26 protein-coding genes are annotated in these 24,842 nt (G+C 72.6%); 12 read left to right on the top strand and 14 right to left on the bottom strand.

Annotation, left to right across the window (positions count from 1 at the left end; all coding sequences use genetic code 11):
* Positions 1–299: 299 nt before the first annotated feature.
* From AB0C78_RS00005 to AB0C78_RS00020, 4 genes are all read right to left on the bottom strand, one after another.
* The gene (locus AB0C78_RS00005; RefSeq protein ID WP_151544667.1) at positions 300–1,448 is read right to left on the bottom strand and encodes a nitronate monooxygenase; all 1,149 of its coding nucleotides are present in this window, start codon (positions 1,446–1,448) and stop codon (positions 300–302) included.
* A gap of 49 nt (positions 1,449–1,497) precedes the next feature.
* Positions 1,498–1,899, bottom strand: coding sequence for an OB-fold domain-containing protein (locus AB0C78_RS00010; protein WP_360739868.1), 402 nt, complete (start codon positions 1,897–1,899; stop codon positions 1,498–1,500).
* A 3-nt stretch (positions 1,900–1,902) separates the two neighbouring features.
* The gene (locus tag AB0C78_RS00015; RefSeq protein WP_360739871.1) at positions 1,903–3,063 is read right to left on the bottom strand and encodes a thiolase family protein; all 1,161 of its coding nucleotides are present in this window, start codon (positions 3,061–3,063) and stop codon (positions 1,903–1,905) included.
* A 76-nt stretch (positions 3,064–3,139) separates the two neighbouring features.
* Positions 3,140–4,108: a helix-turn-helix domain-containing protein gene (locus AB0C78_RS00020; RefSeq protein ID WP_360739874.1), complete on the bottom strand. Its 969-nt coding sequence runs from the start codon at positions 4,106–4,108 to the stop codon at positions 3,140–3,142.
* Positions 4,109–4,210: 102 nt separating this feature from the next.
* Between AB0C78_RS00020 and AB0C78_RS00025 the strand changes: the two genes are divergently transcribed.
* Together AB0C78_RS00025 and AB0C78_RS00030 are read left to right on the top strand one after the other, a co-directional pair.
* Positions 4,211–4,864 (top strand): HD domain-containing protein, encoded by a 654-nt coding sequence (locus tag AB0C78_RS00025; protein ID WP_360739877.1) that lies wholly within the window; start codon positions 4,211–4,213, stop codon positions 4,862–4,864.
* 217 nt (positions 4,865–5,081) lie between these two features.
* The gene (locus AB0C78_RS00030) at positions 5,082–5,726 is read left to right on the top strand and encodes a TetR family transcriptional regulator (protein ID WP_360739880.1); all 645 of its coding nucleotides are present in this window, start codon (positions 5,082–5,084) and stop codon (positions 5,724–5,726) included.
* 103 nt (positions 5,727–5,829) lie between these two features.
* Here the strand turns inward: AB0C78_RS00030 and ehuA are convergent, their stop codons facing one another.
* The 9 genes from ehuA to pip form a co-directional block, all read right to left on the bottom strand.
* Positions 5,830–6,612 (bottom strand): ectoine/hydroxyectoine ABC transporter ATP-binding protein EhuA, encoded by a 783-nt coding sequence (gene ehuA / locus AB0C78_RS00035; RefSeq protein ID WP_360740444.1) that lies wholly within the window; start codon positions 6,610–6,612, stop codon positions 5,830–5,832.
* 100 nt (positions 6,613–6,712) lie between these two features.
* Entirely contained in the window at positions 6,713–7,366 is a 654-nt protein-coding gene (gene ehuD, locus AB0C78_RS00040; protein ID WP_360739883.1) for an ectoine/hydroxyectoine ABC transporter permease subunit EhuD, read from the bottom strand.
* Positions 7,366–8,082 (bottom strand): ectoine/hydroxyectoine ABC transporter permease subunit EhuC, encoded by a 717-nt coding sequence (gene ehuC, locus AB0C78_RS00045; RefSeq protein WP_360739886.1) that lies wholly within the window; start codon positions 8,080–8,082, stop codon positions 7,366–7,368. Before ehuC ends, ehuD begins: the two co-directional genes overlap by 1 nt.
* Positions 8,083–8,085: 3 nt before the next feature.
* A complete protein-coding gene (ehuB, locus tag AB0C78_RS00050; RefSeq protein WP_151544658.1) occupies positions 8,086–8,979 on the bottom strand; it encodes an ectoine/hydroxyectoine ABC transporter substrate-binding protein EhuB in 894 nt (297 codons plus the stop codon).
* 121 nt (positions 8,980–9,100) lie between these two features.
* A complete protein-coding gene (gene thpD, locus AB0C78_RS00055; RefSeq protein ID WP_360739888.1) occupies positions 9,101–10,009 on the bottom strand; it encodes an ectoine hydroxylase in 909 nt (302 codons plus the stop codon).
* Positions 10,006–10,401 (bottom strand): ectoine synthase, encoded by a 396-nt coding sequence (locus AB0C78_RS00060; protein WP_151544656.1) that lies wholly within the window; start codon positions 10,399–10,401, stop codon positions 10,006–10,008. Before AB0C78_RS00060 ends, thpD begins: the two co-directional genes overlap by 4 nt.
* 53 nt (positions 10,402–10,454) lie before the next feature.
* Positions 10,455–11,717 (bottom strand): diaminobutyrate--2-oxoglutarate transaminase, encoded by a 1,263-nt coding sequence (gene ectB, locus AB0C78_RS00065; RefSeq protein WP_360739890.1) that lies wholly within the window; start codon positions 11,715–11,717, stop codon positions 10,455–10,457.
* Between the two features lie 154 nt (positions 11,718–11,871).
* Positions 11,872–12,420: a diaminobutyrate acetyltransferase gene (gene ectA / locus AB0C78_RS00070; RefSeq protein ID WP_360739892.1), complete on the bottom strand. Its 549-nt coding sequence runs from the start codon at positions 12,418–12,420 to the stop codon at positions 11,872–11,874.
* A gap of 606 nt (positions 12,421–13,026) precedes the next feature.
* Entirely contained in the window at positions 13,027–13,995 is a 969-nt protein-coding gene (gene pip / locus AB0C78_RS00075; protein WP_360739894.1) for a prolyl aminopeptidase, read from the bottom strand.
* A gap of 503 nt (positions 13,996–14,498) precedes the next feature.
* On the opposite strand from pip, the gene AB0C78_RS00080 reads away from it, so the two are divergent.
* The 3 genes from AB0C78_RS00080 (at position 14,499) to AB0C78_RS00090 (ending at position 18,487) form a co-directional block, all read left to right on the top strand.
* Positions 14,499–15,962 (top strand): hypothetical protein, encoded by a 1,464-nt coding sequence (locus AB0C78_RS00080; RefSeq protein WP_360739897.1) that lies wholly within the window; start codon positions 14,499–14,501, stop codon positions 15,960–15,962.
* Between the two features lie 180 nt (positions 15,963–16,142).
* A complete protein-coding gene (locus tag AB0C78_RS00085) occupies positions 16,143–17,825 on the top strand; it encodes a CTP synthase (RefSeq protein WP_360739899.1) in 1,683 nt (560 codons plus the stop codon).
* Positions 17,822–18,487 (top strand): NUDIX hydrolase, encoded by a 666-nt coding sequence (locus AB0C78_RS00090; protein WP_360739901.1) that lies wholly within the window; start codon positions 17,822–17,824, stop codon positions 18,485–18,487. Before AB0C78_RS00085 ends, AB0C78_RS00090 begins: the two co-directional genes overlap by 4 nt.
* A gap of 413 nt (positions 18,488–18,900) precedes the next feature.
* On the opposite strand, the gene AB0C78_RS00095 is transcribed toward AB0C78_RS00090, so the two are convergent.
* Entirely contained in the window at positions 18,901–19,155 is a 255-nt protein-coding gene (locus AB0C78_RS00095; RefSeq protein WP_360739903.1) for a hypothetical protein, read from the bottom strand.
* On the opposite strand from AB0C78_RS00095, the gene xerD reads away from it, so the two are divergent.
* The 7 genes from xerD to AB0C78_RS00130 all read left to right on the top strand — a co-directional run bounded on the left by xerD (position 19,135) and on the right by AB0C78_RS00130 (position 24,816).
* Positions 19,135–20,049: a site-specific tyrosine recombinase XerD gene (gene xerD / locus AB0C78_RS00100; RefSeq protein ID WP_360739906.1), complete on the top strand. Its 915-nt coding sequence runs from the start codon at positions 19,135–19,137 to the stop codon at positions 20,047–20,049. The genes AB0C78_RS00095 and xerD overlap by 21 nt on opposite strands.
* A 197-nt stretch (positions 20,050–20,246) precedes the next feature.
* Positions 20,247–21,113 (top strand): ParA family protein, encoded by an 867-nt coding sequence (locus AB0C78_RS00105; protein WP_225992232.1) that lies wholly within the window; start codon positions 20,247–20,249, stop codon positions 21,111–21,113.
* A gap of 110 nt (positions 21,114–21,223) precedes the next feature.
* Positions 21,224–21,538, top strand: coding sequence for a hypothetical protein (locus AB0C78_RS00110; RefSeq protein WP_360739909.1), 315 nt, complete (start codon positions 21,224–21,226; stop codon positions 21,536–21,538).
* 29 nt (positions 21,539–21,567) lie between these two features.
* Positions 21,568–22,314, top strand: a complete 747-nt coding sequence (locus tag AB0C78_RS00115; RefSeq protein WP_360739911.1) for a hypothetical protein — start codon at positions 21,568–21,570, stop codon at positions 22,312–22,314.
* A 123-nt stretch (positions 22,315–22,437) separates the two neighbouring features.
* On the top strand, positions 22,438–23,394 hold the full coding sequence (locus AB0C78_RS00120; RefSeq protein WP_360739913.1) for a segregation/condensation protein A: 957 nt from the start codon (positions 22,438–22,440) through the stop codon (positions 23,392–23,394).
* A complete protein-coding gene (gene scpB, locus AB0C78_RS00125; RefSeq protein ID WP_360739915.1) occupies positions 23,387–24,088 on the top strand; it encodes an SMC-Scp complex subunit ScpB in 702 nt (233 codons plus the stop codon). The genes AB0C78_RS00120 and scpB overlap by 8 nt, the downstream gene beginning before the upstream one ends.
* Positions 24,085–24,816, top strand: a complete 732-nt coding sequence (locus AB0C78_RS00130; protein WP_360739918.1) for a pseudouridine synthase — start codon at positions 24,085–24,087, stop codon at positions 24,814–24,816. Before scpB ends, AB0C78_RS00130 begins: the two co-directional genes overlap by 4 nt.
* Positions 24,817–24,842 lie beyond the last annotated feature (26 nt).

The following is a 24,842-nucleotide window of genomic DNA, read 5'->3' on the forward strand; positions in this document are numbered from 1 at the left end:
GAAGGCGCCCTTGACTTTGGAGGGGCGGCCCCGTACGCAAGCGCCACCCCACCACCCGAACACCCCTCTTGTGATTCTCCAATCAACGTGTCATCCCAATGCCTCCTGACGGAGGCCATCCATTGCGCCCTCAGAATGTCCCCATCAAGCGATGGCGAATCATTACCGCAAAAAGCCGATAGTCACGGCGAACTTCAAACTCCAAGGGCACCGGAACTCGGCCCGAAGCCTTTCGACATGCGCGTGAAAGCGATGCTCTCGATGTCGAACCACTCGGCTGGCGTACTGCACAGGACCGGTCAGTCGGCCGAGGTGATGGTGTTGAGGCGCTCGACGGCGTCGGCGAACTCCTCGACCATGTCGTAGACGACCTGGCGGGCGGGCTTGACGGTGTTCATCAGGCCGACGCACTGGCCGACGAAGTAGTTCGCGAGCGCGCGGGCGCCCGGGTTGCCGGACTCGGCGACCTTGGTGATCTGCCGCATCGCGCCCTCGGCGACGATCATCTGCAGCGGCATCCCCAGCGGCCCGGGGCTGTCCGGCCCCTCCCACTCGTCGGTCCAGGCGGAGCGCAGCTGGCGGGCGGGCTTGCCGGTGCGGGACCGCGACCGGATGGTGTCGCGGGACGTGGCGGCGAGCATCTTCTCCTTGACGGCGGGCGCCGTCTCGGCCTCCTCGGTGGTGAGCCAGACGGAGCCGCACCAGACGCCGGACGCGCCGAGGGCGAGCGCGGCGGCCATCTGGCGGCCGGTGGCGATGCCGCCGGCGGCGAGGACGGGCACCGGCGCGACGGTGTCGACGACCTCGGGGACGAGCACCATCGTGGAGATCTCGCCAGTGTGCCCGCCGGCCTCGCCGCCCTGCGCGATGACGAGGTCGACGCCGGCGGCGACCTGGCGGCGGGCGTGCTCGGCCGTCCCGACGAGCGCGGCGACGGGGATCCCGGCGGCCTTGGCCTTCTCCACCATGATCGGCGGCGGGGTGCCGAGGGCGCTGGCGATGAGCCGGATCGGGTGGGCGAGGGACACGTCGATCAGTTCGGTGGCGCCCTCCTTGGTGACCGAGGTGCCGCCGCGCGCGTTGGTCTTCTTGGCCTTCTCGAAGTCGGGCAGCGGGACGTCGTACTTGCCGAACAGGCCGATGAGGAAGTCCCAGTGCTCCTGCGGGACCGCCGCGAGCAGGGTGTCGAGGCCGCCCTCGCCGCGTCCGGCGCGCTCGGCCGCCTCGTCGATCTTGGCGGGGACGAGGACGTCGACGCCGTAGGGGCGGCCGCCGACGTGGTCGTCGATCCAGCGCAGCTCCTCCTCCAGCCGGTCGGGGGTGTAGGCGACGGCGCCGAGGACGCCGAAGCCGCCGGCGTTGGTGACGGCGGCGACGACGTCGCGGCAGTGGCTGAAGGCGAACAGCGGGAACTCGATCCCGAACGTGGCGCAGACCTCGGTGTTCATGTCCCCGACGCTAACGGACCGAACGTCATTCGGTCCAGGCCTCGGACGGTCAGGCGGCCGGGCGGAACAGCACGTACGACTCGCCCTCGCCGGGGTGCTCGAACGAGGCCCGCAGCGGCAGCCCCTCGCGCAGGTCGCCGGGGGAGACGCCGTCCAGCCGCGCGTACATCCATGGGCCCTCGGCCAGCTCGACGAGCGCGAGGTAGGCGGGCGGCGGGACGGTGCCGTCCTCGGCGGGCCGGCCGTGGGTGACGGTCCAGGTCACGAGGGTCGCCTCGCCGCTCGCCTCCGCCCAGGCCAGCTCCTCTTCGCCGCATTCGGGGCAGCCGCCCGCGTCCGGCGCGTACCAGCGGTCGCACGCCTCGCAGCGCTTGATGACGAGCTTGCCGGCGGCGGTGCCGTCGAAGAACGGGTCGGTGCGCCCGTCGCGCCGCAGAACGCCGATCTCCATCGGTCAGGCTCCCTTCGGGTGCGGGCTGACGATCAGGGTGGAGTGGTGGTCGAGGATGCCGCCGTTGCCGCTGACGAGGACGACGTCGTTGGACGGCGCCTGCCGCTCCCCGCCGTCGCCGCGCGCCTGGATGACGGCCTCGGACAGCGGCGTGAAGCCCCACATGTAGTACGCCGACAGCTGCCCGCCGCCGGTGTTGGTGGGCAGCGACCCGCCGGGGCCGAGCGCGCCGGACGCGGCGAACGCGCCGCCCTCGCCCTTGGCGCAGAACCCGTAGTCCTCCAGGGACACCAGGACGGTGTAGGTGTAGCAGTCGTACAGCTCGCACACGTCGACGTCGGACGGGGTGATCCCGGCCATCTTCATCGCGGTCGCGCCGGAGGAGACGGCGCCGGTGGTCAGCCCGAACTCGCTGCCGCGCTCCTTGCGGTGCCCGGGGTGGCCCTGCCCCCATCCCCACAGGTGGACGGGCGGCCGGGCGAGGTCGCGGGCGCGGTCGGCGCTGGTCACGATCACCGCGATGGCGCCGTTGGAGACCAGGCAGCAGTCGAGCAGGTGCAGGGGTTCCGACACCCAGCGGGACGCCTGGTGGTCGGCGATCGTGATCGGTTCGCGCATCTGCGCGAGGGGGTTGCGGGTCGCCCACTCCCGCGTGGACACCGCGATCGCGCCGAGCTGCTCACTGGTCGTCCCGTACCGGGACATGTGCCGCTGCGCGGCGAGCGCGTAGAAGGAGTTGACGCTGCGCAGCCCGAGCGCCGCCGTCATGCCGCCGTAGCCGTACCATTCGCGGGCGTTGCGGTTGTAGGCCGAGCCCGCCGACTGCTTCGGCTTCAGCGGCGCGTCGGCGAACACGCACGCGACCGTGGTCGCGGCGCCGCTCATCACCGACATCGCCGCGTGCGCGACCATGGCCCCGGCGGTGGCGCCGAAGGCGTTCATCTGGGTCAGCAGCCGCAGGTCCCGCAGGCCGAGCGTGTCGGCCAGCTCGATCCCGGGCGAGCCGCCCATGCCGTGGCTGACCAGCAGCCCGTCCAGGTCGGCCAGGCCGAGGCCGGCGTCGGCCGCGGCGAGCCGCACCGCGTCGGCCGCCAGCCGCCGCGGGCTGCGCCCGTACACCCGGCCGAGCTCCGTCATTCCGAGCCCGGCGATCGCAGCGCTCATCCGTCGCATCCCTCCCCGCATCGTCACGGCCACGGTACCGAACAGCATTCGGTAGACGGAGCGGCGGGGCGGACGATCACTCCGAGCGCGCGCGGAACGCACCCCGGTACGCCAGCGGCGACGCACCGACCCGCCGCGCGAAGTGCGCCCGCAGCGTCACCGGCGACCCGAACCCCGCCTCGACGGCCACCCGCTCGACCGGCAGGTCGGTGTCCTCCAGCAACTGCTGGGCGCGGCGCACCCGCGCGTGCGACAGCCACTGCTGCGGCGTCGTCCCGGCCTGCTCCCGGAACCGCCGGGTCAGCGTCCGGACGCTGCACGACGCCTGCCGCGCGATGTCGTCCAGCGCCAGCGGACGGTGCAGGTTCGCCTCCAGCCAGGCCAGCGTCGGCTGCAGCGCCGCCGCGCCGTCCGGCGGCTCGTCGTGCCGGATGAACTGCGCCTGCCCGCCGTCGCGCTGCGGCGGCATGACGATCCGCCGCGCGGTCCGCGCCGCCGCCGCCGAGCCGTGGTCGCGGCGGACGATGTGCAGGCACAGGTCGACGCCCGCCGCGACGCCCGCCGACGTGAGCACCTGCCCGTTGTCGACGTACAGGACGGACGGATCGACCTCCACCCGCGGATACCGCCGCGCCAGAGCGCGCGCGTAGTGCCAGTGCGTCGTCGCGCGCTGCCCGTCCAGCAGGCCCGCCGCCGCCAGCACGAACGCGCCGACGCAGATCGACGCGATCCGGGCACCCCGGGCCGCCGCGGACCGCAGCGCGTCCAGGACCTCGCCGGGCGGATCGTCCGCGACGCCCTCGTGGCCGGGGACGACGATCGTGTCCGCCGCCGCCAGCGCGTCCAGGCCGTACGGGGCGTCCACCCGCATCCGGCCGAGCGCGGCGGAGGTGCGCGCGCCGCCCGGAGGCGTGCAGACACGGACGTCGTAGAGCGGGACGAGGTCCGCCGTGGTCGTCGTCCCGAACACCTGGCCAGGGGTCGCGAGGTCGAACGCCACGACCCCGTCCAGCGCGAGCACCGCGACGACGTGAGGTTCGGGCATGGCCAGAACGTAGCGCACATCGGCAGTCCGGACACTGTCCGCGCCCCCGGACGGCGTCGGACGATCGGTGGCGTCCCCGAGCACCACGTCCGAGGAGCCCTCGTGTCCGACCACTTCGCCGAGTTCTCGCTGCCCGACACCGACCTGACCCGCAAGTCCTACGACCTGGTGTTCGCCACCGGGACGGCGGCGCTCGCCAACCACAGCGTCCGCACCTACCTGTTCGCCCGCGCCATCGGTGAGGCGCGGGGCCTGCGTCCCGGCGCCGACTACGACGACGAGACGCTGTTCCTGGCGAGCGTCCTGCACGACCTCGGGCTGACCGAGCAGGGGAACGGCGGCCACCGCTTCGAGGTGGACGGCGCCGACCTCGCCGCCGAGTTCCTCACCACGAACGGGTTCGACGCCGACCGGGCCCGCGTCGTCTGGGAGGCCATCGCCCTGCACACCAGCCGCGACATCGCCAACCGCATGCGCCCGGAGATCGCCCTCACCCACGCCGGGACCAGCGCCGACGTCGCCGGCCTCGGCACCGGGCGGCTCCCCGGCGGCGTCGCCGAAGCCGCCCACGCCGCGTTCCCCCGCCTCGAGCCGGGCTGCGGCCTCGCCGAGATCATCGTCGGCCAGATCGTCGCGAACCCGGCCAAGGCCCCGATCGGCTCGCTCCCGTACGAGCTGGCCCGCCAGTTCGGCGCCGACATCCCGCAGCCCCGCTGGACGGACCTCGTGACAGCAGCCTGGCCCGGCATCGCCTGACCTGCGCCACCGGGGCACAGAGGCGGCGACCTCAGCCGTCGCGCGAGCGCGCTATCTGACCGGTGGGGGAGAAGCCGAAGGCGAGCCCCCACCGGGAAGCTCGCGAAGCGAGGTCGCGCTCGCCCAAGCACGGTCAGCGCGCGAGCCGGCGAGGCGAGCGTGCCGGGCTGTGGCAGCACAGCCGGGATTGCAGCCGACACCGTTACGCTGGCGGGCGATGGCCGCCGTTCCCCCCGAGAACATGCTCGCCCGCGTCCTCGCGCACGATCACGACGCGGACCCGACCAGCACGCGTGTGCTGGACGCCGCGCTGGAGCAGTTCGCCGAGTTCGGGTTGCGGCGCACGTCGATGGAGGACGTCGCGCGCGGCGCCGGTGTCGCCCGGATCACCGTCTACCGCCGGTTCGCGTCCAAGAACGCGCTGGTCGAGGCGGTGCTGCTGCGGGAGGTGCGGCGGTTCCTGGAGGTGTTCACCGCCGCGGTGGACGGCCTGCCCGGCGTCGCCGACCGGGTCGCGGAGGGGTTCGTGGTGACGCTGCGGCACGCCCGCGGGCACGGGCTGTTCCAGCGGCTGATGGCGACGGAGCCGGACGCGCTGCTGCCGTTCCTGACGGTCGACAGCGGCCCTTTCCTGGCGGCGGCGCGGACGTTCCTGGCCGGGGTGCTGCGGGGCGCGGACGGCGTCGCCCCGGACGTCGCCGAGGACGCCGACGTGACCGCGGAGACGCTGATCCGGGTGATGCTGTCGTTCGTGCTGGCGCCGGACGGCTGCGTCCCACTGGGCGACGACGACCGCGCGCGCCGCTACGCCCGCCGCCACCTCGCCCCGATGATCACCCGCCGGCCGCCGGAAGAACCCTGACGGCGCGCCCGACGAAGGCCTGGACGGGGATCGCCCGCGTCCCCGGGGCGACGGGGACGCGGGCGATGTCGAACGGATCGAGACTAACCCCTGCGGGCCGCGGTCAGGTGGCGAGCACCGCCTGCAGGAAGTCGCGAGTGCGCTGCTCGGCGGGCTCGCCGAAGATCCGGTCCGGCGGGCCCTCCTCGACGATCTGGCCCTGGTCGAACATCAGCACCCGGTTGGAGATGTCCTTGGCGAAGTTCATCTCGTGGGTGACGCACAGCATCGTCAGGTCGCTCTCGCGGGCGATGTCGCGCAGCAGGTCCTGCACGCCGACGACGAGTTCGGGGTCCAGCGCGGAGGTCACCTCGTCCAGCAGCAGCACCCGGGGCTGCATGGCGAGCGCCCGCGCGATCGCGACGCGCTGCTGCTGGCCGCCGGACAGCTGCGAGGGGTGGGCGTTCTCCTTGTCGGAGAGCCCGACCATGTCCAGCAGGCCGCGGGCGCGCTCGACGGCCTCGTCCTTGGACGTGCCGAGCACCCGCACCGGCCCTTCGGTGAGGTTGCGCAGCACGTTCATGTTGGGGAACAGGTTGAACTGCTGGAACACCATGCCGACCTGCTTGCGCATCTCGTGCAGGTGCTTCTGGTTGGCCGGGACGCGGCGCCCGCCCTTGTCCATGTGCCAGAGGGTGTCGTCGCCGATCCAGATCAGCCCGTCGTCGAGCTTCTCCAGCGTCATGAGCAGCCGCAGGATCGTGGTCTTGCCCGATCCGCTCGGCCCGATCAGCGTCACCCGCTCGCCGGGCTCGACGGCGAAGTCGAGCTCGCGCAGGACGACGTTGGAGCCGAACCGCTTGACGACCTTCTCGAAGCGGATCCCGGGCGCGTCGCCGTGCGGCAGCGCGGCCGCCGCGCCGTCGCCGTCCTCCTTGCGGACGCCCTTCTTCTCGGTGGAGACGCCCGGCGACTCCTCTTCGGGCGTGGGGGCTTCCGGTGCGGTGTCAGTTGGTGGCATAGCGCCTCTCCAGGCGGCGGACGAGAATCGAGGATATGACGCTGACGATGATGAACAGCAGGCCCACCAGCGTGATCGGCTCCAGGAACCGCAGGCTCCGCGAGCCCACCTGGTACGCCGACATCAGCAGCTCCGTCACGTTGATCGCCAGCAGCATCGGCGAGTCCTTGAACATCGCGATGAGGTAGTTGCCGAGCGTCGGGATCACCCGGCGGATCGCCTGCGGCAGGATCACGTCCAGCCACACGCGCGACCGGGGCAGGTTCAGCGCGGTGCACGCCTCCCACTGGCCCTTCGGGATGTCGGAGATGCCCGCCCGGTACACCTCGGCGGTGTACGTCGAGTAGTGCAGCCCGAGGGTGATGATCCCGGCGGTGAGCGACCCGATGGTCAGCCCCCACGACGGCAGCACGTAGTACACGAAGTACAGCTGCGGGATCAGCGGCGTCGACCGGATGAACTCGGTGACCCACCGTACGGTCTGGCTGACGACGACGTTCGGGGTGCGGCGCAGCATCGCCCACACCAGGCCGAGGAGCACCGCGATGACGTAGCCGGCGAGCGTCGCGATGACGGTGTAGCGCAGCCCGTCCAGCAGGTCGGGGATGATGTCGCCGGTGTAGTTCCAGTCCCAGCTCATCAGCCGGCCACCCCCGCTCCGGGGGCGCCCGCCGCGACCGTGCCGAGGTCGGGCTCACGGGAGGGACGGCGGCCGAGCATGCGGTCCACCCGCCGTTCGGCGTACCGGACGAACAGCTGCAGGACCTGCGCGATCACGAAGTACAGCACCAGCGCGACCGTGAACGACCAGACGGTCTGCCCGGTGCTGCCCTGCACGTTCTTGGACACGTGCGTGATGTCGACGAGGCCGACGAGCGAGACGATGGCGGTGCCCTTCATCAGCTCGATGAGCAGGTTGCCGAACGGCGGCAGCATCAGCGCGAACGCCTGCGGCAGCAGGACGCGCCGCATCCGCTGGAAGGGCGTGAAGTTCAGCGCGACCGTCGCCTCGTACTGCGCCTGGGGGACGGCCCTGATCGAGCCGCGCACCACCTCGGCGCCGTACGCGCCGACGTTCATGCCGAGCGCGAGGACCGCCGCGAACAGGGTGGTGAACCGGAGGCCGATGAGGGGCAGCGCGTAGAAGAACCAGTAGAGCAGCACCAGCGTCGCGGTGCCGCGGAAGAACTCCACGTACACCCGGTTCAGCGCGCGGACCCACCCGCTGCGCGCGGTGCCCGCGAGCCCGAAGAGCAGCGCGAGCACCAGCGCGAGCACGCCGCCGAAGACGGTGAGCCGGAAGGTCAGCCACGCGCCCTCCAGCCACTGGTGATAGCTGTCGAGGACCTGCGACACCGATCAGCCCTGGCAGAACTTGGCGGCGGTGTCGGCCGGGCTCGGCATCTCCGCCTGGGTGAACCCGAACGGCTGCAGGACCGGCAGCAGCTGGTTGCCCTTCTCCAGCGCGGCGAGCTGGGCGTTCCAGGCGTTCAGCAGGTCGGAGTCGGCCTTGCGGAACACGAACGCGCCGGCGCCGAGCTGCTCCTTGCCGTCGATGACGGGCGTGAACGCGTCCGTCACCTCGTACTTGCCGTCCTGGTGCTTGGACAGCAGGTCCGCCAGCGAGATGCGGGTCAGCCAGATGCAGTCGATGCGCCCGGACTTCAGGCCCTCGTAGGCGCTGGCCTGGTCCTGGAACGTCTTGATGTTGCTCTTCTTGACGCCGCTCTTCTCGGCGTAGCCCTGCTCGACGGCGCCGGTCAGCACGCCGACCCGGACGCCGGCCTTCGCCGGGTCGTTCTGGTTCTTCAGGCCCTTCGGGTTGCCCTTCGGCACCATGAACGCGCTCTTGGCGACGTACTCGGGGTTGGCGAACGCGGCGGACGCGCACCGCTCGGGGGTGATGAACATGCCGGCGGCGATCGCGTCGAACCGCTTGGCGTTGAGGCCGCCGATCAGGCCGCCGAAGTCCACCTGGACGCCCTCGACCTTGTCGATGCCGAGCTTCTTGAAGATGACGCGGGCCAGCTCCGGCGCCTCGCCGGTCAGCTTGCCGTCCTTGTCGGTGAAGCCGTAGGGGGCCTCGTTGGCGAACCCCACGGTGATCTTGCCGGCCTTCTTGGCCTTGTCGAGGGTGCCGCCGCCGGAGACCTCCTTGTCCGGATCCGTCGTGGAGCAGCCCGCCGCGGCCAGGGGGACGGCGGCGGACAGCAGAACGGCGGTGCGGAGGAAGTCGCGTCTCGAGGAAGTCATCGTTGAACTCCTGCAGGGATGGGGGGTGGCCCGCGCCCGCGGGGGGCCGTGGAGAAGCCCCCCGCGGGCGCGGGACCGTTGTCGGGGATATCCAGTTGGGAGCGGGGAACGTGACGCCGCGTCAGTCGCGGATGGGGGTGAAGTCGCGGGCGCCGATGAACGGCGGGCGCGGCGCCGGGGCGGAGAACGGCTCGACGCACGTGTTCTCCACGCTGTTGAACACGACGAACACGTTGGACCGGGGGAACGGGGTGATGTTCCCGTTCGAGCCGTGCATGCAGTTGCAGTCGAACATGGTGGCCGAGCCCGCGGGCCCGGTGAACAGCTCGATCCCGTGCTTGTCGGCGAGGATCGACAGGCTGTTCGGGTCGGGGGTGCCGATCTCCTGCCCGCGCAGCGACTCCTTGTAGTGGTCGGACGGGGTCTCCCCGACACAGGCCACGAACGTCTTGTGCGAACCGGGCATGATCATTAGCCCGCCATTGTGCACGAAATTCTCCGTCAGCGCGATGGAAATGCTCACCGCGCGCATCCTCGGCATGCCGTCCTCGGCGTGCCAGGTCTCGAAGTCGGAGTGCCAGTAGAAGTCCTTGCCGGTGAAGCCCGGCTTGTAGTTCACCCGGCTCTGGTGCACGTACACGTCGGAGCCGAGGATCTGCCGGGCCCGGCCGACCACCCGCGGGTCGCGGACCAGCTGCGCGAACACGTCGCTGATCTTGTGGACCTCGAAGATGGAGCGGACCTCGTCGGAGCCGCGCTCGGTGACCGTGCGCTCGTCGGCCAGGATCCGCGGGTCGGAGGCCAGCCGGCGCAGCTCGGCGCGGTAGTCCTCGACCTCCTCCGGCGCGAGCAGCTGCTCGACGGACAGGAATCCGTCGCGGTCGAAGGAGTCGAGGGTGGCGGCGTCGATGGGGCCGTCGCCGGGGCCGCCGTACACGACCGGGTCCTGCCGGTACAGCAGCGCCGCCTCGGCGGCCTTGCGGGTGGGGTAGGCGTCGTCGATCGACGGGTGCGACTCGATGATGCTCATGCGTCCTCCTCGGTGAGCAGCGGATAGACCCCGTTCTCGTCATGGACCTCCCGACCGGTGCAGGGGGGATTGAAGACGCACACGGTCTTGACGTCCGTGTGGGCGCGAAGGGTGTGGTGCTCGTGCCCGTTGAGCAGGTACATCACGCCCGGCTTGATCTCGTGCTTCTCGCCCGTCTCGTCGTTGGTGAGCTCGCCCTCACCGTCGATGCAGTAGACGGCCTCGATGTGGTTCGCGTACCACATCTTCGTCTCGGTGCCCGCGTAAAGGATCGTCTCGTGCAGCGAGAACCCCACGCCCTCCTTGGCCAGCACGAAGCGCCGGCTGCACCAGGTCGGCGCCTGCACGTCGCGCTCGGTGCCGATGATCTCGTCAAGGGAGCGAACGATCATGAATTCCTCTTTTCCGGTGTGTTACGCGGCGGCGATCCGGCCCGGCGGCCGGGTCAGACCGACACCTTGGTACGGACGGCCTCGACGGACTCGGCGATGATCTCCAGGCCGTGGGCCAGCTCGGTCTCGGTGGTGGTGAGCGGCGGCAGCAGCTTGACGACCTCGCCCTCGGGGCCGGAGGTCTCCATCAGCAGCCCCCGGGCGAACGCCTCGCCGCACACCTTCGGCGCGTCCTGCGGGTCCTTCATCACCAGGCCCCACGCGAGGCCGCGGCCGCGGACGGAGTCGACGGCGCCGGCGTGCGCGAGCGCGATCTCCTCCAGCGCCGTCTGGACCTGCTGGCCCTTCTTGAGGGTCTGCTTCTCCATCCCCTCGCCGGCCCAGTAGTCCTCCAGCGCGGCGACGGCGGTGACGAACGCGGGGTTGAAGCCGCGGAAGGTGCCGTTGTGCTCGCCCGGGTCCCACACGTCCAGCTCGCGCTTCATGAGCGTGACCGCGAACGGCAGCCCGTAGCCGCTGAGGGACTTGGACAGGCAGACGATGTCGGGGGTGATCCCGGCGTCCTCGAAGCTGAAGAACGGGCCGGTGCGGCCGCAGCCCATCTGCACGTCGTCGACGATCAGCAGGATGTCGTGCCGGCGGCACAGGTCCTGCAGGCCGCGCAGCCACTCGGCGGTGGCGACGTTGATGCCGCCCTCGCCCTGGACGGTCTCCACGATCACGGCGGCGGGCTTGTCCAGGCCGCTGCCGCTGTCGTCCAGCATCGTGTCGAAGAGCAGGAAGTCGGGGGTGCGGCCGTCGAGGTAGTTGTCGTAGGGCATCGCGACGCCGTGCCCGAGCGGCACGCCGGCGCCGGTGCGCTTCATCGAGTTCCCGGTGACCGCCAGCGCGCCCAGCGTCATGCCGTGGAAGGCGTTGGTGAAGCTGACGACGGTCTCCCGCCCGGTGTACTTGCGCGCCAGTTTCAGTGCCGCCTCGACCGAGTTGTTGCCCGCCGGGCCGGGGAACTGGACCTTGTAGTCGAGCCCGCGCGGCTCCAGCACGTGCTCGTTGAAGCGTTCCAGGAACTCCCGCTTGGCCGTGGTGTACATGTCGAGGCTGTGCACAATGGCGTCGCTCGCGAGATAGTCCATCAGCCGGCGTTTCAGCTGAGGGTTGTTGTGTCCGTAGTTGAGGGTTCCCGCGCCGGCGAAGAAATCGAGGTAGGTGCGGCCGTTCTCATCGGTGATGTGGGAGCCCTGTGCGGTGCTGAACACCGTGGGCCAGCTTCGGCAGTAGCCGCGGACTTCCGATTCCATGCGGGCGAAAACGTCCATGTTCTGCCTCCGGCAGGTGTCGGGGGTGGGAGCGGTTCGGGCGGGACGCGGTGCCGGTCGGCACCGGTCGGGTGCGTACGGGTCGGAGCGGACTCGGGGCGGACTCGAGGCGGACTCGGGCGGTCCGGCCGGCGGCGGTTCCGCCGGCCGCGGGTCAGGTCGCGGGGCCGAACGGGCCGATCCGGAACAGCACCTCGGGCTCGTGTCCGCCGCCCGGGAAGTGCTCCGGGCCGAACAGCGGCTCGCGGGTCAGGTCGCAGCCGCGGGCCCGGGCGAACGAGGCGAACATCGCCTCCGACGCTTTGTTGTCCGGAGTCACGGTGGCCTCCATGAAGCGGAGGCCGCGGGCCGACAGCCGGTCGCCGAGGCGGTCCAGCATGCGGCGTGCCAATCCCTGCCCGCGATGAGCGTCGTCAACCGCCACCTGCCACACGAAGAAGGTGTCGGGGCGGGACGGACGGACGTAGCCGGTGACGAAACCGCAGGGGCGGCCGCCGTCGCGGGCGACCACGGAGGTGTCGGCGAAGTCACGGCACCAGAGGGCGTAGCTGTACGGCGAATTGACGTCCAGGACCTTGGAGTCCCGGGCGATCCGCCACAGTTCGGGGCCGTCGGTGAGGCTCGGCTCCTGGAGTTGCACGTCCTCGCTCGTCTCGTCCGGATCGGGGCGTCGGGTCGGTGATTCCAGGGGTTGCGGTGCCATGTCCAGGCAACTTAGCGAATCTCGCCGGGTGATCGTTCCGTAATGTTATCGTCAGGATGTTTAGCCCGGCGGGCAGCGGGTATGGCAAGACGCTTGCCAAATTCGGGGTAATTTCGGCCGACCGTTCTCGGGGCCGTGGCGCGCCATTCCCCGCGTTACGCAGGAGGTACTGGCGGCTTCGCGGGCGGGCGCGCGGTGCGCGTTCCTGAACGCAACCTTAATGTTCGGCGCTCGCGAACAGAGCTTTTTTGTGTATCGGTTGTGTGAGGTAAGTCACTAGGATTCGGTGACAACGGGACGGGTGCGGTCGGCGTCACGCCGCATCGCGGGAGGTCGGGCCGCCGCGCGGGGTCGTGGGGCGGATGTGGGCCAAGGGCGCGGACGCGGGCCCTGGGAGCCCCGGGTGCCTCACCTTCAAGGGGGAGGTTGCCTTGCCGCCGGGTAAGACAGGGTTAGCGGCATGGTAAGGATTACGCCCGTCCCGAGGGCGTTTCGGACGCGGCCGGGACCCCGCGCGCCCGCGGAATCCCGGCCCTTTGCGGTCATGCTCCGGACGTCATTGAGGCATGTCCGGTACGGCGTCCCGGCCCGGCCGGCCGGGGCGGCTCAGCCCGACTCGGCGAAACGGTCGGTCGCTTCCACGAGCCGGTGCAGGATCCCCGGCTCGCTGTAGGCGTGCCCCGCGTCGTCCACGATGTGGAACTCCGCCTCCGGCCACGCCCGGTGCAGGTCCCACGCCGTCGCCGCGGGCGTGCACACGTCGTAGCGGCCCTGCACGATCACGGCCGGGATGTGCCGGATCTTGTCGACGTCCCTGATCAGCTGCTCGTCCTCGAAGAACCCCTCGTTCACGAAGTAGTGGTTCTCGATCCGCGCGAACGCCACCGCGTAGTCCGGCTCCCCGAACCCCTCCGCCAGCTCCGGGTCCGGGCGCAGCGTCAGCGTCGAGCCCTCCCACGTCGCCCACGCCTTCGCCGCCGCGACCCGCACGTCCCGGTCGGGGGAGTTGAGCCGCTCGTGGAACGCCGACATCAGGTCCTCCCGCTCGTCCTCCGGGATCGGCTCGACGTACTTCTCCCACAGGTCGGGGAAGATGAGCGACGCGCCCTCCTGGTAGAACCAGTACAGCTCGAACGGCCGCAGCGTGAAGATGCCGCGCAGCACCAGCTCGCTCACCCGGTCCGGATGCGTCTGCGCGTACGCCAGCGCCAGCGCGCTGCCCCAGCTCCCGCCGAACACCAGCCACCGCTCGATGCCGAGGTGCTCGCGCAGCCGCTCCATGTCCGCGACGAGATGCCAGGTGGTGTTCGCCTCCAGCGACACCTCCGGATCCTTGGCGTGCGGCAGGCTCCGGCCGCAGTTGCGCTGGTCGAACAGCACGATCCGGTACCGCTCGGGGTCGAACTGCCGGCGGTGCGCGGGGCTGCACCCGCCGCCCGGCCCGCCGTGCAGCATCACCGCCGGCTTCCCGTCGGGGTTCCCGCAGACCTCCCAGTGGATCCGGTTGCCGTCGCCGACGTCCAGCAGCCCCGAGTCGTAGGGCTCGATCGGCGGATACAGGGTGCGAAGCTCCATGGTGCGGAATCATCCCACCCGGCGGCCGGGTCCGCGCTTTCCCGCGCGGCGCGGTGTGACCCGTGGCACCGTTGGGGGGTCGGCAGAGGGCCCGCACCGGGTGTGACCAGGCGTGCGGCCCCCGTCCGCACCGAGAGGCGAGCACGAAACTAAACCCCAAACTGGGCAAACGTTCCGCTGGTCGGCACTAGAGTGCCTTCAGTGAGCGGAGCGACGAGCCCAAGGGCGAGGAGTGACGCGAGCGCCATGTCCATGACAGCCCCCGCGGAACACGGCCCCCTGTACGGAGCCGTCGGCGAGGAGACGTGTGAGCGAAGTGACGAGCCGCGAGGCGAGGAACGCAGCGACCCGAGCGGGCGTCCCGGCGCACCGCTCGACCGTCTCCGGACCACGAGGCGAGGAGACCAGTGAGTGAGCTGAACGGATCGGGTGGTTCGCGCGGAGTCCCGGACGCGGGTTCTCCCTGGCCCGCGATGGGGCGTGACCCGGGCCGCGGGTCCGACGTGCCCGTGCCTGCCGCCCAGCAGCCGATCCAGATGGCCAAGCCCAAGCAGCCCGGCCAGGGCGCGGACGCCGGACGCCCCGAGGGCGAGCAGCCCGAGGCCCAGCCCTGGGACATCGTCGAGCGGCTGCGCCAGATGGCCGACCTCATCGGCGACGCGCTCGCCGCCGGCGAGCGCAAGGTCACCGAGGCGCAGAACGAGGCCGCCTCGCAGGTGGCGGCGATCCAGGCGGAGAAGGAGTCGGCGCAGCGCGACGCGGCCGCCGCCTGGGGCGAGGTGCAGCGCGCCCGCGGCCAGGCCGAGCAGGCCGACCGCCGCGCCGTGGACGCCGAGCGCAAGGTGGCCGAGGCCGAGCGGCGCGCCGGCGAGGTGCAGAACGAGGCCGTCACCCAGATCGCCGCCCTGCAGCAGGAGAAGGAGGCCGCGCAGCGCGACGCCGCGGCCGCCTGGAACCAGGCGCAGCAGGGCCGCGCCCAGGCCGACCAGGCCCGCGGGCAGGCCGAGCAGGCCCGCGTCCAGGCCGACCAGGCGCGCGCGCAGGCCGAGCAGGCCCGCGCCCAGATGGAGCAGGCGCAGGCCCAGGCCGAGCAGGCCGAGCGCCGCGTCGCCGAGGCCGAGGCGACCGTCCGGCAGGCCATCCAGCAGCGCGACGCGATGAGCGAGGCCCGCGACGACGCGCTGCGCGCCGTCGAGGACGCCGTCGGCGGCCGCCGCTCCGCCGAGGCCGAGCGGGACCGGGTCGCCGAGCAGGCCGCCGAGCTGTCGCGCGCCCTGGAGGCCGCGCACGGCGAGCTGTCGGCGCTGCGCTCCAAGGTGACCGACGCGGAGATGACCGCGCAGAACCTGCAGCACGCCGTCGTCGCCGCCGGCAAGGAGGCCGACGAGACGCGCCGCCGCGCGCAGGAGTCCGAGCGCCGCGCCCAGGAGAACGAGCGCCGCGCGCAGGAGGCGGAGCGGCGCGCCCAGGACGCCGAGCGCCGCGCGCAGGAGGCCATCACCCGCGCCGAGGCCGCCGAGGCCGAGCGCCAGCAGGCCCTCGACACCGCCGCGCAGTCGCTGGAGGCCGCCAAGAAGGCCGAGCGCGAGCGCGACGCCAGCGCCAAGGCGCGCGAGGCCGCCGACCGCACCCGGGAGGCCGCGGTGCAGTCGCAGGCGCGCGCCGAGTCGGAGCTGACGCTCGCCCGCGGCCGTGCCGACCAGGCCGGCCGGGAGCGCGACAAGGCGGTCGCCGGGATGCGGCAGATGGCCGCCGAGCGCGACGCGGTCGCCGAGAAGCTCGCCGAACGCGACCAGTGGGTCGACCAGCTCGCCCAGGCCGTCACCGAGCAGCGCGCGCAGATCGCCGAGCTGTCCCAGGAGCGCGACGCCGCCCGGCAGGCCGCCGACCAGGCCCGTTCCCTGATCGACGAGCTGACCCGCCAGCTGCGCACCATCATGCCGACCGCGGCGACCCCGCGGATCTGACCATCCCCCCGGCCCGCGGGCCGGGGGGCGCGGGCCGCCCGTCCCACACCCTCTGACCAGCGGGAGCGGGACACGCCCGGGATGGCGCACCCGTGCCCGGCTGTTATCCTGGTGGCCCGTGGACAGTGCGGTACCGAGCACGTCGGAACGCCGCCTCGCAACGACCACGGGAGCGCCTTCTTGCCTTCGGCAGCCACTGGTAGATCACGTCCTACCAAGCACCTCTTCGTCACCGGCGGTGTCGCCTCCAGCCTCGGCAAGGGACTGACGGCCTCCAGCCTGGGGCGGCTTCTCACCCTTCGCGGGCTGCGGGTCACCATGCAGAAGCTGGACCCCTACCTCAACGTCGACCCCGGCACCATGAACCCGTTCCAGCACGGCGAGGTGTTCGTCACCGACGACGGCGCCGAGACCGACCTGGACATCGGCCACTACGAGCGGTTCCTGGACACCGAGCTGCACGGGTCCGCGAACGTCACCACCGGCCAGGTGTACTCCAACGTGATCGCCAAGGAGCGGCGCGGCGAGTACCTCGGCGACACCGTGCAGGTGATCCCGCACATCACCAACGAGATCAAGGACCGCATCCGCGGGATGGCGGACGACACCGAGGTCGACATCGTCATCACCGAGGTCGGCGGGACCGTCGGCGACATCGAGTCGCTGCCGTTCCTGGAGTCGGTGCGGCAGATCCGGCACGAGATCGGCCGCGACAACTGCTTCTTCCTGCACGTCTCGCTGCTGCCCTACATCGGGCCGTCCGGCGAGCTGAAGACCAAGCCGACGCAGCACTCCGTCGCCGCGCTGCGCTCCATCGGCATCCAGCCCGACGCGATCGTGTGCCGGTCCGACCGGCCGATCACCGACGGGCTCAAGCACAAGATCAGCCTGATGTGCGACGTGGACCGCGAGGCCGTGGTGTCCGCGGTCGACGCCGCGTCCATCTACGACATCCCGAAGGTGCTGCACGCCGAGGGCCTGGACGCCTACGTGGTGCGCCGGCTCGGGCTGCCGTTCCGGGACGTCGACTGGGGCGCCTGGGACCGGCTGCTGCGCCGCGTCCACAAGCCCGCCCGCGAGGTCACGATCGCGCTGGTCGGCAAGTACATCGACCTGCCCGACGCGTACCTGTCGGTGACCGAGGCGCTGCGCCACGGCGGCTTCGGCAACGACGCCAAGGTGCACATCCGCTGGGTGAAGAGCGACGACTGCGAGACGCCCGAGGGCGCCAAGCGGGAGCTGGACGGCGTGGACGGGGTGCTGATCCCCGGCGGGTTCGGCGTCCGCGGCATCGAGGGCAAGCTCGGCGCGATCCGGCACGCCCGCGAGAACCGCGTCCCGCTGCTCGGCATCTGCCTCGGCCTGCAGTGCATGGTCATCGAGGCGGCGCGCGACCTCGCCGGCCTCGCCGGCGCCGGCAGCGCCGAGTTCGACGCCGAGACCGCCCATCCGGTGGTCGCGACCATGGCCGACCAGGTCGACGTCGTCGCCGGCGAGCGCGACATGGGCGGCACCATGCGGCTCGGCCTCTACCCGGCCGACCTCGCCGACGGGTCCGTGGTGCGGGAGCTGTACGGGGAGGCGAAGGTCTCCGAGCGGCACCGGCACCGCTACGAGGTCAACAACGCCTACCGCGGCCGGCTGGAGGAGGCGGGGCTGCGGTTCTCCGGGCTGTCCCCGGACGGCCGGCTCGTCGAGTACGTCGAGCTGCCCCGCGAGGCCCACCCGTTCTTCGTCGGCACGCAGGCGCACCCGGAGTTCCGGTCCCGGCCGACCCGCCCGCACCCGCTGTTCACCGGCCTGGTCGCCGCGGCGATCGAGTACGCCGACGCCCGCGCGGCGGACGCGTCGGACGCGTCGTGAGCGCCGGCCCGGGGGCCGGCCCCGAGCTCGGCCCGGACGACGTCCGCGACCTGCCGGAGCGCTGGAAGGTCGTCGAGGAGTCGACCGCGTTCACCGGGCACGTGTTCAACGTCCGCCGCGACCGCGTCGAGATGCCGGCCGGACCCGCCGGCGGGATCGAGGTCGTCGGCCGCGACGTCATCGAGCACCTCGGCTCCGTCGGCGTCCTCGCCCTCGACGACCGCGACCGGGTGCTGATGCTCCGCCAGTACCGGCACCCCGTCGAGCGGCTGCTGTGGGAGACCCCCGCCGGGCTCCGCGACGTCGCGGGGGAGCCGCTGCACAAGCTCGCCGAGCGGGAGCTGCTGGAGGAGGCCGGGTACCGGGCCGCGCGCTGGGACACCCTCGCCGACGTGTTCCCCTCGTCGGGGATGTCGAACGAGCGCAGCCGGATCTTCCTCGCCCGCGACCTCGTCCAGGTGCCCGCCGAGGAGATCGACTTCGAGCGGGTGCACGAGGAGGCCGACATGCCGGTCGTGTGGGTGCCGCTGGACGAGGCCGTCCGCAAGGTCCTCGCGGGCGACGTGCACAACATGATCGCCTGCGTGGGGATCCTCGCGGTGCACGCGGCGCGCGCCGGCGGCTACCGCGACCTGCGCCCCGTCGACGCCCCGGAGGGCTGACACCGCCCGCCCACGCCACGGGAACGCCCCGCCGCCCGGTCCGGGACGGCGGGGCGTTCCCGTGTCCGGGCGCGCTTCGCCGCCGGCCGGGACGGCGCCGGTGCGGAATGCGACACGGCGGCACCGCAGACCCCTGCGCGGCGGGGCGGGAGGGGGCATGATGGGGCACGTCGCGACCCGCCTCGAGCCGACCCCGACCGAGCCGACCGACCGTCAGAAGAGGTGCCGCACTGTCCCCGAGCACGACCCGCCGGCCCGCCGAGCGGCCCCCCGCCCAAGACGCCCCGTCCACCCAGGACTCCGCGCCCGCTCAGGACGTCGCGCCTGCCGAGGACGTCGCGCCTGCCGAGGACGTCGCGCCTGCCGAGGACGTCGCGCCTGCCGAGGACGTCGCGCCAGCTGAGGGCGTCGCGTCAGCTGAGGACGTTGCGCTTGGCGAGGGCGTCGCGCCTGCCGAGGGCGTCGCGCCTGGTCAGGGTGCCGCATCCGCCGAGGACGCCGCGCCCGCTGAGGACGCCGCGCCTGCCGAGGGCGTCGCGCTTGGCGAGGGCGTCGCGCTTGGCGAGGGCGTCGCGCCTGGTCAGGGCGCCGCATCCGCTGAGGACGTCGCGGCCGTGCAGGGCACCGGATCCGCGCTTGAGGCGGTGGTGCGCACCTATCTGGGGCACCTGGCCGTCGAACGGGGCCTCGCCGCCAACACCCTGTCGTCCTACCGCCGCGACCTGCTCCGCTACGTCCGGGTGCAGGAGGGCCGGGGCCGCACCTCCATCGACGCCATCACCGAGGACGACGTCCGCGCGTTCCTCGTGGGCCTGCGGGAAGGCGATGAGGAACACCCGCCGCTGTCGGCGGGGTCGGCCGCGCGCGCACTCGTCGCCGTCCGCGGGCTGCACCGGTTCGCGCTGCGCGAGGGCCTCACGTCCGACGACCCCGCGCACGACGTCAAACCGCCGACCCCGCCGCGGCGGCTCCCCAAGGCCATCACGCTGGAGGAGGTCGAGCGGCTGCTCGCCGCGGCCGCCGGGCCGTCCGACGGCGACGCCGGCACCGCCCGCGGCCTGCGCGACCGCGCGCTGCTGGAACTGCTGTACGGGTCCGGCGCCCGGATCTCCGAGGCGGTCGGCCTCGACGTCGACGACCTCGACCTCGCCGACGGGTTCGCCCGCGTCGCCGGCAAGGGCGGCAAGGCCCGCGTCGTCCCGATCGGCGACTACGCGGCGCGGGCCGTCGACGCCTACCTCGTCCGCGCGCGCCCGGAACTCGCCGGGGCCGGACGCGGCGGCCCCGCGCTGTTCCTGAACGCCCGCGGCGGGCGGCTGTCGCGGCAGGGCGCCTGGATGGTGCTGCGCGCCGCCGCCGACCGGGCCCGGCTGACGCACGTGTCGCCGCACACGCTGCGGCACTCGTTCGCCACCCACCTGCTGGACGGCGGCGCCGACGTGCGCGTCGTCCAGGAATTGCTCGGACACGCCTCCGTGACGACCACACAGGTCTACACTCTGGTGACGGTCCAGTTGCTGCGCGAGGTGTACGCCACCTCGCACCCGCGCGCCCGGAGCTGAGCGTGCGGCCGCGCCCGCCGCGCACGCGGGGACGCACGGCCGCGGCGCCGCGACAAATCCCGACACTCGGCGCGCGTCGGCTTGAGACCCGGGGGACGGAGCCCTAGAGTCCCCGTTCTGGACGGCATTCCCGGCCGCCGGGGAGGGATCTGGTGACCAGCACGAACGGCGGGCATGGAGTCCTCTCCTCCGCCACCATAGAGACCGATCCGAGTCGGGCCCTCGGCCCGACTCAGCGACCCGTGCCCGTCTTTCCGGAGCCGGAACCGCTGGCCGAGCACGGGCCCGCCCGCATCGTCGCCGTCTGCAACCAGAAGGGCGGCGTCGGCAAGACGACCACGACGATCAACCTGGGCGCCGCGCTCGCCGAGTACGGCCGCCGGGTGCTGCTCGTCGACTTCGACCCGCAGGGCGCCCTGTCGGTCGGCCTCGGCAAGGGCGACCCGCGCCAGCTCGACATGACGATCCACAACCTGCTGCTCGAGCGCGACACCGAGTGGGAGGACGTCGTCCTGGAGACCGGCGTCGACGGCATGGACCTGCTGCCGAGCAACATCGACCTGTCCGGCGCCGAGGTCCAGCTCGTCCACGAGGTCGGCCGCGAGTACATCCTGCAGGGCGCGCTGAAGTCCGCCGTCCCGCACTACGACTACATCCTGATCGACTGCCAGCCGTCGCTCGGCCTGCTGACCGTGAACGCGCTGGCCGCCAGCGAGGGCGTGCTGATCCCGCTGGAGTGCGAGTACTTCGCGATGCGCGGCGTCGCGCTGCTGATGGAGACCATCGACAAGGTGCAGGGCCGGATCAACCCGGGCCTGGTGATCGACGGCGTGCTCGGCACCATGTACGACTCGCGGACCCTGCACACCCGCGAGGTCCTCGGCCGCATCGTCGAGGCCTTCGGCGACAAGGTCTTCCACACGGTCATCAACCGCACGGTACGGTTTCCTGACGCGACCGTCGCCGGGGAGCCGATCACGTACTTCGACCCGAACTCGATGGGCGCGAACGCATACCGGGGTCTGGCGCGGGAGGTGCTCGGAAGGTGGGCTCACGTCGGGTAAGGCTGCCCGGTGTCGATGAGATCTTCCGGCCCACCGCGCCGCCGCCCGGCCCCGCCCCCGGCACGTCCGGGCACCCGCCTGCAACCGGGCGCGCGCGCCCGGAGCACGCCGTGCCGGAGTACCCCGCCCCGGAGCGCGCGGGAGCGGAGCGCGCCGTGCCGGGCACCGGCCCGTCCCGGATCGCGGCGCCGGACGCCGGCCGCCGCCCCACCGGCCGCCAGCGCCACGACTCCAAGATCACCGTGTACATCTCCTCCGACGAGCTGCTCGCCCTCGAGCAGCTGAGGCTGCGGCTGCGCGCCGACCACGCCCTGCCGGTCGACCGGGGCCGGCTGGTCCGCGAGGCCGTCGCGGCGATGATCGGCGACTTCGACGCGCTCGGCGAGCACAGCACGCTCGTCCGGCGCCTGCGCGACACGTCCTGACCGCCACCCCTCGCACGGGAGGGACCCGCATGGCCCAGCCCCCCGACGATCCGCCCGAGCCGTTCCGCCCGCCGCCGCCGATCTACGCGCCGCCGCCCACCGGCGAGGGCGCGCCGCCTCCGCCGTACGCGCCCCCGCCACCGCCCGGTCCGCCCCCGGCCGGGGCCGCGCCGGGGGCCTACCCGCTGCCGGGCGCCGCCGAGCCGTACCCGCCGTCAGCGCGGCCGACCCGCCGCACACCGCTGATCATCGGAGCGGTCGCGGCCGCGTTCGTCCTCGTCCTGCTGGTCGCCGGCGCGGCCGTCTACCTGGCGACGCGCGGCGACGGCGGATACGACGGCGGGCCGGCCGACCTCCGGCAGCCGATGGTGCTCCAGCAGGTCGCCGCGGTCTCCCAGGCGCCCTGCGCCGCCGGGACGCTGCCGGAGGCGTCCGGGACGTCCTGCTACCGGCTCGCCGGGGGCGGCATGACCGTCCGCCGCGTCGAGCACATGAAGGCCGAGCCGCCGTCGGGCGGCGCCACGTTCTGGACGATCCAGATCGGCTTCACCAGGGCGGACGGGCAGGCGTTCGCCCGCCTCACCGGCATCGCGGCGCAGCAGCAGCCCAACGAGCCCGGACAGCGGATCGCGATGGTCGTCGGCGGGCAGGTGCTGTCGGCCCCGGCGGTCACCGGCGGTCCGATCACCGGCGGGACCCTGCAGATCAGCGGCGACTTCACCCGCGCCAAGGCCGAGGACCTCGTCGCCCGGATCATCGGGCGCCGCCCGTCCTGACGCCCGCGCCGCCCGCGTCTGGCGGACGGGCACCCGCACCCCGCCGGGCATGGGACGATGTGGCCGGTGAGCATGTTGCCGGGGAGCACGGGGCGGGCGGCGTCCTCCGCTACCGTGAGCGACGTGGACGAGACGGCGCCGGAGCACGGCGCGGAGCCGGAGCGGGAGGCGGCCGCCGGACGGACCGACGAGCAGGGCGCGGAGCAGGCCGGTGAGCAGGGCGGGGAGCAGGCCGGTGAGCAGGGCGGGGAGCAGGGCTTCCGCGTCCACCTCGACAACTTCGACGGCCCCTTCGACCTGCTGCTCGGGCTGATCTCCAAGCACAAGCTCGACATCACCGAGGTGTCCCTGCACAAGGTCACCGACGACTTCATCGCCCACATCCGCTCCTACGGCAAGGACTGGGACCTCGACCAGGCCAGCCACTTCCTGCTGGTCGCCGCGACCCTGCTGGATTTGAAGGCGGCGCGGCTGCTGCCGTCCGGCGAGGTCGACGACGAGGAGGACCTGGCCCTCCTGGAGGCCCGCGACCTGCTGTTCGCCCGGCTGCTGCAGTACCGCGCGTACAAGGAGGTCGCGCAGGTGCTCGCCGCCCGGATGGCCGACGCGGCGAAGCGGTTCCCGCGCATGGTGCCGATGGAGCCGAAGTTCGCCAACCTGCTGCCGGAGGTGCTGCTCGGCCTCGGGCCGGAGGAGTTCGCCCGGCTCGCCGCCAAGGCCCTCGCCCCGAAGGCGCCGCCGTCGGTGTCGGTCGAGCACATGTACCAGCCGAAGGCGAGCGTCAAGGAGCAGGCCGCGATCGTCGTGGAGAAGCTGCGGCGGCTCCGCCGGACCACGTTCCGCGTGCTGGCGTCCGACGCCGACGGCACCTACGAGGTCGTCGCGCGGTTCCTGGCGCTGCTGGAGCTGTACCGGGAGCGGGCCGTCACGTTCGAGCAGCTCGAGCCGCTCGGTGAGCTGCACGTCACGTGGACCGGCACCGACGAGGGCGACGTCGCGGTCGGCGACGACTACGAGGGCTCCCGCGAGGCCCGGGACGCGGCCGAGAAGGACGGGAAGGACGAGGACGACGATGACTGAGGGACCCGGCCCGGACGTGCCGGAGGAGCACCCGCCCCAGGACGGGCCCGCCGCCCCGCAGGCCGAGACGCCCGCCGAGCCGCCGGAGCAGGAGCCCGCCGAACCGCCGGTCGAGGCGCCCGAGGAGGCGCCGGACGCCGGCGGTGACGCGGGGCCGGGGCTGCGCGCGTCGATCGAGGCGATCCTGCTGGTGGTGGACGAGCCGGTCGCGGAGATCACGCTGGCGCAGCTGCTGGAGCGGCCGCGCGGCGAGGTCGCCGCGACGCTGCGGGAGCTGGCCGCGGAATACACCGAGCAGGGCCGGGGGTTCGACCTCAGGGAGGTCGCCGGCGGCTGGCGGTTCTACACCCGGGACGTGTGCGCCCCGGTGGTGGAGCGGTTCGTCACCGACGGCCAGCAGGCCCGGCTGACGCAGGCCGCGCTGGAGACCCTCGCGGTCGTCGCCTACCGGCAGCCGGTGAGCCGGGCGCGGGTGTCGGCGGTCCGCGGCGTCAACAGCGACGGCGTGATGCGGACGCTGACGCTGCGCGGCCTGATCGAGAACGCCGGCCAGGAACCGGAGACCGGCGCGCACCTGTACCGCACCACCGGGTACTTCCTGGAGCGGCTGGGGCTGCGCGACCTCGGCGAGCTGCCGGAGCTGGCCCCCTTCCTCCCCGACGACCTGCCAGAAGACATAGTTGAGGAATCGTGACTGACAACGAGGGCGTGCGGCTGCAGAAGGTGCTGGCCGAGGCCGGGATCGGCAGCCGCCGCCACTGCGAGGAGCTGATCGGCGAGGGCCGGGTGACCGTCGACGGCAAGCGGGTGTTCCGGTTCGGCGAGCGGGTCGACCCGCAGCGGGCCGTGATCCACGTCGACGGCAAGCGGGTCGAGACGCGCGCCGAGATGCGGTACTACATGATCAACAAGCCGCGCGGCGTGGTCAGCACGATGTCGGACGAGCGGGGCCGCAAGTCCCTGGAGGACTACGTGGACGTGCCGGAGCGGCTGTTCCACGTCGGCCGGCTCGACACCGACACCGAGGGCCTGATCCTGCTCACCAACGACGGTGAGCTCGCCCACCGGCTCACCCACCCGAGCTACGGGGTGTTCAAGACCTACCTCGCCGAGATCCACGGGCCGATCCCGCGCGATCTCGGCAAGCGGCTGCGCGCCGGGGTGACGCTGGACGACGGGCCCGCCAAGGCGGACCGGTTCCGGGTGTTCGACCAGATCGGCAAGCGCGTGCTGGTGGAGATCACCCTGCACGAGGGCCGCAAGCACATCGTGCGGCGGCTGCTGAAGGAAGTCGGGTTCCCGGTGCAGCAGCTGGCCCGCATAGAGTTCGGGCCGATCAAGCTCGGCCAGCTGAAGCCGGGCACGATGCGGGCGCTGACCGTGCAGGAGGTCGGCGAGCTGTACCAGGCGGTCGGGCTGTAGGCCCGGCGATCGGACGGGACGGAGAG

It is taken from the genome of Actinomadura sp. NPDC048394 (assembly GCF_040651755.1).
GTDB lineage: Bacteria > Actinomycetota > Actinomycetes > Streptosporangiales > Streptosporangiaceae > Spirillospora > Spirillospora montaniterrae.

What these genes read in the sequence shown, in the direction of transcription:
- AB0C78_RS00005 (WP_151544667.1), bottom strand. Translation starts at nt 1,448, where the DNA reads ATGAACACCGAGGTCTGCGCCACGTTCGGGATCGAGTTCCCGCTGTTC.
- AB0C78_RS00010 (WP_360739868.1), bottom strand. Translation starts at nt 1,899, where the DNA reads ATGGAGATCGGCGTTCTGCGGCGCGACGGGCGCACCGACCCGTTCTTC.
- AB0C78_RS00015 (WP_360739871.1), bottom strand. Translation starts at nt 3,063, where the DNA reads ATGAGCGCTGCGATCGCCGGGCTCGGAATGACGGAGCTCGGCCGGGTG.
- AB0C78_RS00020 (WP_360739874.1), bottom strand. Translation starts at nt 4,108, where the DNA reads ATGCCCGAACCTCACGTCGTCGCGGTGCTCGCGCTGGACGGGGTCGTG.
- AB0C78_RS00030 (WP_360739880.1), top strand. Translation starts at nt 5,082, where the DNA reads ATGGCCGCCGTTCCCCCCGAGAACATGCTCGCCCGCGTCCTCGCGCAC.
- ehuD (WP_360739883.1), bottom strand. Translation starts at nt 7,366, where the DNA reads ATGAGCTGGGACTGGAACTACACCGGCGACATCATCCCCGACCTGCTG.
- ehuB (WP_151544658.1), bottom strand. Translation starts at nt 8,979, where the DNA reads ATGACTTCCTCGAGACGCGACTTCCTCCGCACCGCCGTTCTGCTGTCC.
- thpD (WP_360739888.1), bottom strand. Translation starts at nt 10,009, where the DNA reads ATGAGCATCATCGAGTCGCACCCGTCGATCGACGACGCCTACCCCACC.
- AB0C78_RS00060 (WP_151544656.1), bottom strand. Translation starts at nt 10,401, where the DNA reads ATGATCGTTCGCTCCCTTGACGAGATCATCGGCACCGAGCGCGACGTG.
- ectB (WP_360739890.1), bottom strand. Translation starts at nt 11,717, where the DNA reads ATGGACGTTTTCGCCCGCATGGAATCGGAAGTCCGCGGCTACTGCCGA.
- ectA (WP_360739892.1), bottom strand. Translation starts at nt 12,420, where the DNA reads ATGGCACCGCAACCCCTGGAATCACCGACCCGACGCCCCGATCCGGAC.
- pip (WP_360739894.1), bottom strand. Translation starts at nt 13,995, where the DNA reads ATGGAGCTTCGCACCCTGTATCCGCCGATCGAGCCCTACGACTCGGGG.
- AB0C78_RS00115 (WP_360739911.1), top strand. Translation starts at nt 21,568, where the DNA reads ATGGCCCAGCCCCCCGACGATCCGCCCGAGCCGTTCCGCCCGCCGCCG.
- scpB (WP_360739915.1), top strand. Translation starts at nt 23,387, where the DNA reads ATGACTGAGGGACCCGGCCCGGACGTGCCGGAGGAGCACCCGCCCCAG.